This window comes from Agriterribacter sp., assembly GCF_035444585.1.
Taxonomy (GTDB): domain Bacteria; phylum Bacteroidota; class Bacteroidia; order Chitinophagales; family Chitinophagaceae; genus Agriterribacter.
The window spans coordinates 1-5,146 of sequence record NZ_DAOMOZ010000286.1 but is presented as its reverse complement, the minus strand read 5'-3'; the positions used below and the strand labels follow the sequence as shown (position 1 = coordinate 5,146).

The 5,146-nt window shown below is 41.7% G+C and carries 6 protein-coding genes; all 6 read right to left on the bottom strand.

The features are described from left to right. Positions 1 to 381, bottom strand: a 381-nt coding sequence (locus PLH26_RS20100; RefSeq protein ID WP_324587811.1) for a GNAT family N-acetyltransferase, incomplete at its 3' end; no start/stop codon positions are given. Beyond that, positions 362 to 1,063 (bottom strand): WbqC family protein, encoded by a 702-nt coding sequence (locus tag PLH26_RS20095; RefSeq protein ID WP_324587810.1) that lies wholly within the window; start codon positions 1,061 to 1,063, stop codon positions 362 to 364. The genes PLH26_RS20095 and PLH26_RS20100, both read right to left, overlap by 20 nt. Continuing rightward, entirely contained in the window at positions 1,060 to 2,376 is a 1,317-nt protein-coding gene (locus tag PLH26_RS20090; RefSeq protein WP_324587809.1) for a polysaccharide pyruvyl transferase family protein, read from the bottom strand. Before PLH26_RS20090 ends, PLH26_RS20095 begins: the two co-directional genes overlap by 4 nt. A 12-nt stretch (positions 2,377 to 2,388) precedes the next feature. Further along, positions 2,389 to 3,474: a DegT/DnrJ/EryC1/StrS family aminotransferase gene (locus tag PLH26_RS20085; RefSeq protein WP_324587808.1), complete on the bottom strand. Its 1,086-nt coding sequence runs from the start codon at positions 3,472 to 3,474 to the stop codon at positions 2,389 to 2,391. Continuing rightward, positions 3,471 to 4,913 carry a lipopolysaccharide biosynthesis protein gene (locus PLH26_RS20080; protein ID WP_324587807.1) on the bottom strand — a complete coding sequence of 481 codons (1,443 nt, stop codon included), beginning with the start codon at positions 4,911 to 4,913 and terminating at the stop codon, positions 3,471 to 3,473. The genes PLH26_RS20085 and PLH26_RS20080 overlap by 4 nt, the downstream gene beginning before the upstream one ends. After that, positions 4,910 to 5,146: hypothetical protein (locus tag PLH26_RS20075; RefSeq protein ID WP_324587806.1), on the bottom strand; the 237-nt coding region annotated here is incomplete at its 5' end. The genes PLH26_RS20080 and PLH26_RS20075, both read right to left, overlap by 4 nt.

The following is a 5,146-nucleotide window of genomic DNA, read 5'->3' as shown; positions in this document are numbered from 1 at the left end:
AATTGCTTTTAGATTGGATTTATTCACTTTTAAATAAATTTTTCTGAACTTACCCTTTCTCCCAAATTCTAAACAGTTTTGCAACAAGGTCTTTGCTATACCTCTGCCATTATATTCTTTCTCGACACTTACATTTGTAATAAATCCATGCTTATTTATTTCATCATTAAAATAAGCTGCTAAAAGACCAATTAAAGTGTTCTGATCCCAGGCTTCAAACCTTACTGCCAAATCAATGATTTTTTCTGCATATTTATTTATATCTACTGAATTGCCCAGGGGGGGGATAAAGGTATCCTGGCATTTTCTCAAATGGTCTAAAATATCGGGGAAAGTACCGGAATTGATTTTAAATGTTATATCAGGCAAGATCGTACTCATCTAATAACTTTTTTGTTTTCTCTTTCCCATTAAACATTAAAACATCTATAACAGATAGCCAGGGAATAAATTCATTGTCAAGCTGCTTATAATTGATTTCCCTGGTTTTTAGAAAGGAGAGCTCAATGCCGTTCTCCGAAAATTCTTTTTTATTGTACAGTTCGATGCCCCCGATAGGATTAATATAGTGAGTGGCATCCAGTTCTTTGCAAATGCCGATTACCTTTTCCCTGCCTTTGAGGTCATGATTGATTGCAATTTCAGAAGAAATGATCAATTCGGTATCAATGTCAAGATGATTCCGGAGCTGCTTAATGGAGTGGTATATATAATTAAAGAGATTTCTGTCATTGTAACCTGTAATTTCCCTGATCAGGGAAATCGTTTCAGAAAAAAATGGAGCTTTTTTATAGGTCCCTTCTATTCTCCGCATTATTCTATCCTTTTCTTTTTCAAATTCTTCCGATAAAACCCTTTCCTTAACATGTAAATAGTCTGAATCTTTCTTTAGCATTACAGAAATATACGCGTCCTTTCCGTTTACCAATATCCGGTTCCGGTGTATCCAGCCCTTTTTTGTGAACTCAATATTATCGTATACCACAAACTTATCAACGGCTTTTATCAACTGGAAGTAGCCGATATAGGGAAAGAAATAAGGCTGCATTATGGCTAACTTCATGGCTGTACTTCCTTTACGAAGAGCTTTTGCAGTAATATAAAATTCTGTTTTGCCATTTCTTTTACCGTTGGAATTTTCCCCAGAAGGAAACTGTTTATCGTTTCTCTGTTTGTCCAGCATTGATCAATTTTTGCGATCAGGTCATCTTTTAATCCCGGGTCCGCCACATAATCCAGCATACCTGCCACATCAGCAAATCCTTTTAGCTTGTGGGCTTTAGGTTCGTGCCCGTAATCTATGATAACCGTAGGTATGTACTGGCTTAATCCCGCAACGGCGGCATGTATGCGTCCGCTTACCAGCATGTCAAAATTGCTTATGATGGCTTTGGTGATCCAGGCATCATACACTCCATTGAGTACGAAAATTTTTTTTGCAATACCTCTTTGATGCAATACCGATTCCAACTGTTTTGTAACTGGGTAGTCCCTGCCATGGATCAGCTCAAAAGGCTCTTTCCCGGGAATGAAGCCGTTGGAGTGAGACATCAGGCAAACGGTTGCTCCTAATCTTTCAAGATGCTCCACAGCTTCCGCGAAAGGAATGTAATCTTTATCATCCCGTGGCCATTTATCAAAAGGTCCTTCAAGAAAATTCCATCCGCACAGGATGAATCCTACTACAGGGCTGTCCCGGTTTTTACCCAGCTCTTTATTTATAAGAGTGTCCGTAATTTCCCCCTTTGCCGGTTCAAATAAAAATGCAGGGCAGGCCAGGCTGTGAATGCTTTTGATATCAAACCCCTTTGCTTCAAGCACCCCTTTGCTTATGGCTTCCCTGTTCGTTACCAGGTCGAAATTTTTGAATACTTCCCGGGCAAATGCCGTTGTTTGTTCATTATTGAATGGACCGGGAGAGCCTGCTATCATTGCCGTTTTTTTTCCTAAAAGCTGTGCCACCCGGTCTTTGATCAATCCTACCAAGAACCTGTCCTTCCCCAAAAAATCAGCATTATCACCCCAGATGTCGCCGCTAAAATCTATGACGAGGTCGTTATCCAATACGGCTTCTATGAACGGCGTTCGTTGCGGAAGGTGCCCGGTATCATGAAACAACTGCGCCGAAGCCAATTCGATCAGCGCTGTTTCAAGATCTTTATCGCTCCATGAATAATATAAAGACATCGGAAGCACATTGATCCTTTCCTTTTTGCAAAAGGATTCAGACATTTGAAACGTGGTACTGATCGCTGCATCAGGAAAAGTCGAGTGCAGTTCTCTTATAAGGGACTCTATGATATAAAAGTTCCCGATGTTTCCAAATTCCATTCTTCCCCAATGGAGCGTGCATTGACCAATGAGCAGTATTTTCATCGTATAAACCTGTTATTGATAATTATTGATTTGCAATAAAAGCCGGCAAATTAAATCCACTTCTTCTAAAGAAAGATCGTGATAAAGGGGCAGGCAAAGTACGCATTTGCTTATATCATCCGTTATCTTCATCTTTTGAGAAGGGACATAAGGCAACGAAGACGCAAGCGAAGGATAAAAATACCTGCGACCAAAGATCTCGTTTGCCGTTAGTTTTTCTATTGATCTCAGGAGCTGTTCTTCATTGTCAAAAATAAGGGGATAGTAAGCGTTATTATTCGTGGCCATAGGATGCCATACCGGAACCTTAGCCTTTAACGCTTTTAAGCTCTTTGTGTAATGTGCGACAAGGTCTTTTCTTTTCAGGAGAATGGCATTCACATAATTGAGATTGACCAAACCCATTGCCGCGTGAAACTCAGAATTTTTGCCATTAATGCCCAGCTCCGCATAGCTGTCGGGTCCCGAAAATCCGAAATTACGGATATAGGCGATCCGTTTTAAAAGTGCGGGATCCTTTGTAACAACCATACCGCCTTCAACGGTGTGGTACAATTTGGTTGCATGAAAGCTGCAGGTTGAAATATCGCCGTATTCAAATACTGACTTACCGTTTATTTCAACGCCAAAAGCATGTGCCCCATCATAAATGACCTTAAGGTGGTGCTTTTTAGCGATCATTTCTATAGCCGCTACATCACATGGATTCCCGTATACATGTGTGGCTAAAATTGCAGAAGTCTTTTCCGTTATCGCCGCCTCAATTTTTGAAGGATCAATGTTTAATGATTTTTTATCAATATCCACAAAAACCGGTGTACAACCCTCCCATGCAATACTGCTGGTAGTGGCTATAAAAGAGAAAGGTGTTGTGATGATCTCGCCTTTCAATCCCAGCGCTTTTATTGCCATTTGGATGGCCACTGTGCCATTGGTAACAAAAAGCAGATGCTTAAGCTTAAGATATTTCTTAAGCTGCAGCTCCAGTTCACCGGCCAGGGGGCCCATATTGGTGAGCCAGTTCCTTTGCCAGATGCCGGCCAGGTATTTTTCAAATTCTTCTTTTGGAGGCAGGAACGGTTTGGTAACAGGGATCATCTTTTTAATACCAGTTTTTTGAAGTCGGCAATGGGTGAAAATTTTAGAACTGCACCCATGCCTAGATAAGCGATGAAGTAGATTATTATTCCTATACCCACTCTTCCAAGATCATTCCAGCCGGAGAGCTGCAATATTTTTGCGTCTATGAACCATACAAAAATACCGGTGACCAAGGCAAGCAGGATGATCGGCATAATATCACGAAGCTGATCTTTGACGCCGTAGGCGATCATTTTTCCGCTGTACCAGGAATTCACAAAATAGCCAAAAAGAGAGGATATGATCTGGAAGTAGAGCAGCCCGTAAATACCAAAGGGTATTGCCAGTAAAATCCCGACTGTTATAAACGCCCTTTTAACCAGTTCCAGCCTGAGGAACAGGTCCGATCTTCCTTTCACATTTAGAATATTCAGGTTGTATGCCTGGAGAGGATACAATATTCCCGGTATGCACAGGATTTGAAAATAAGGAACAGCCGGCAACCATTTATCGGTGAACAGAAGCACGAATAGGGGTTTAGCCACTATGCCTAAGATCACCAGGGTGGGAGTTGTCCAGAATATCACCTGCTGCATGATCCTTTTATAGGCGGCTTTTAAACGCTCATTATCCTGCTGGATACTTGAAAATACCGGGAAGGTTACTTTATTTAAAGCGGTAGCCAGGTTCTGAACAGGCAACTGGCGGATGCTCATTGCCCTGGTATAATAACCCAGTTGGGCGGCAGGATATATTCTTCCGATGATTATATTATATGCATTATTATATACTGCATCAATCAAGCCGGAAAGCATGAGCTTGTACCCAAAATTAAAATGCCTGCTAAACCTTTCTTTATCAAAAAGGAAATCGGGCCGCCAACCGGTTCGGAACCATAGCTGGAGAGACGATAAGGATGCCTGGCAAAGGTACATCCATACCAGGCTCCAAACGCCATAACCGGAATAAGCGAGGTAAACGCCCAATAAAGAACTGATGATAAGGGAAGGCAACTGAACGGTTAACTGTGTTTTAAAGTCCAGTTGCTTGGTCAGTCGTGCAAGCTGAACACCGGAAAAAGCGTTTATAATGAAAGCAAGTGTATATACTCTTGCTATATCAATAAGAGCCGGCTGACGAAAAAAACGGGCAATGAGCGGGGCAGCGAAGAAAATGGTCCAATAAACAACAACACTTCCAATCAGGTTGATAAAGAAAACGGTAGAATAATCGTGCTGGTCCGGGTTCTCTGTTCTGATGAGGGAAGTGGTCAGCCCGGCATTGATCAGAACATTGCCAACCGACATAAAAATAGCCAGTATCCCTATCAATCCGAACTCCTCCGGTAGTAAAACACGGGCGAGAATAACAGATGCTCCAAAACTGATGAACTGGGTACCAAATTGCTGGGCAAAAGTCCAGCTAAGTCCTGTGAGCGCCTTTCTTGCCAAACTCATTTAAAGAGTAATTTTTTCCAGTTCCTTTTCTTTTTGTTTTTACTCTCCTGGAAATAATCGCCGCCATACCCGTATCCGTATCCATATCCATAATAAGTTCCACCACCGTACCCATAGTAGCCCTTATAACGGCCCTGGGTTTGTATGTCATTGATCACCAATCCCATGTTAGGCAATCTTTTTTGCTGGTACAGGTCTTCCACCATGCCCAACTGCCTTTTAAGGGTATAGCC

Bases quoted from the DNA above. Each gene is read 5' to 3' on its own strand.
- PLH26_RS20095 (WP_324587810.1), bottom strand. From the start codon at position 1,063: ATGAAGTTAGCCATAATGCAGCCTTATTTCTTTCCCTATATCGGCTAC.
- PLH26_RS20090 (WP_324587809.1), bottom strand. From the start codon at position 2,376: ATGAAAATACTGCTCATTGGTCAATGCACGCTCCATTGGGGAAGAATG.
- PLH26_RS20080 (WP_324587807.1), bottom strand. From the start codon at position 4,913: ATGAGTTTGGCAAGAAAGGCGCTCACAGGACTTAGCTGGACTTTTGCC.
- PLH26_RS20085 (WP_324587808.1), bottom strand. From the start codon at position 3,474: ATGATCCCTGTTACCAAACCGTTCCTGCCTCCAAAAGAAGAATTTGAA.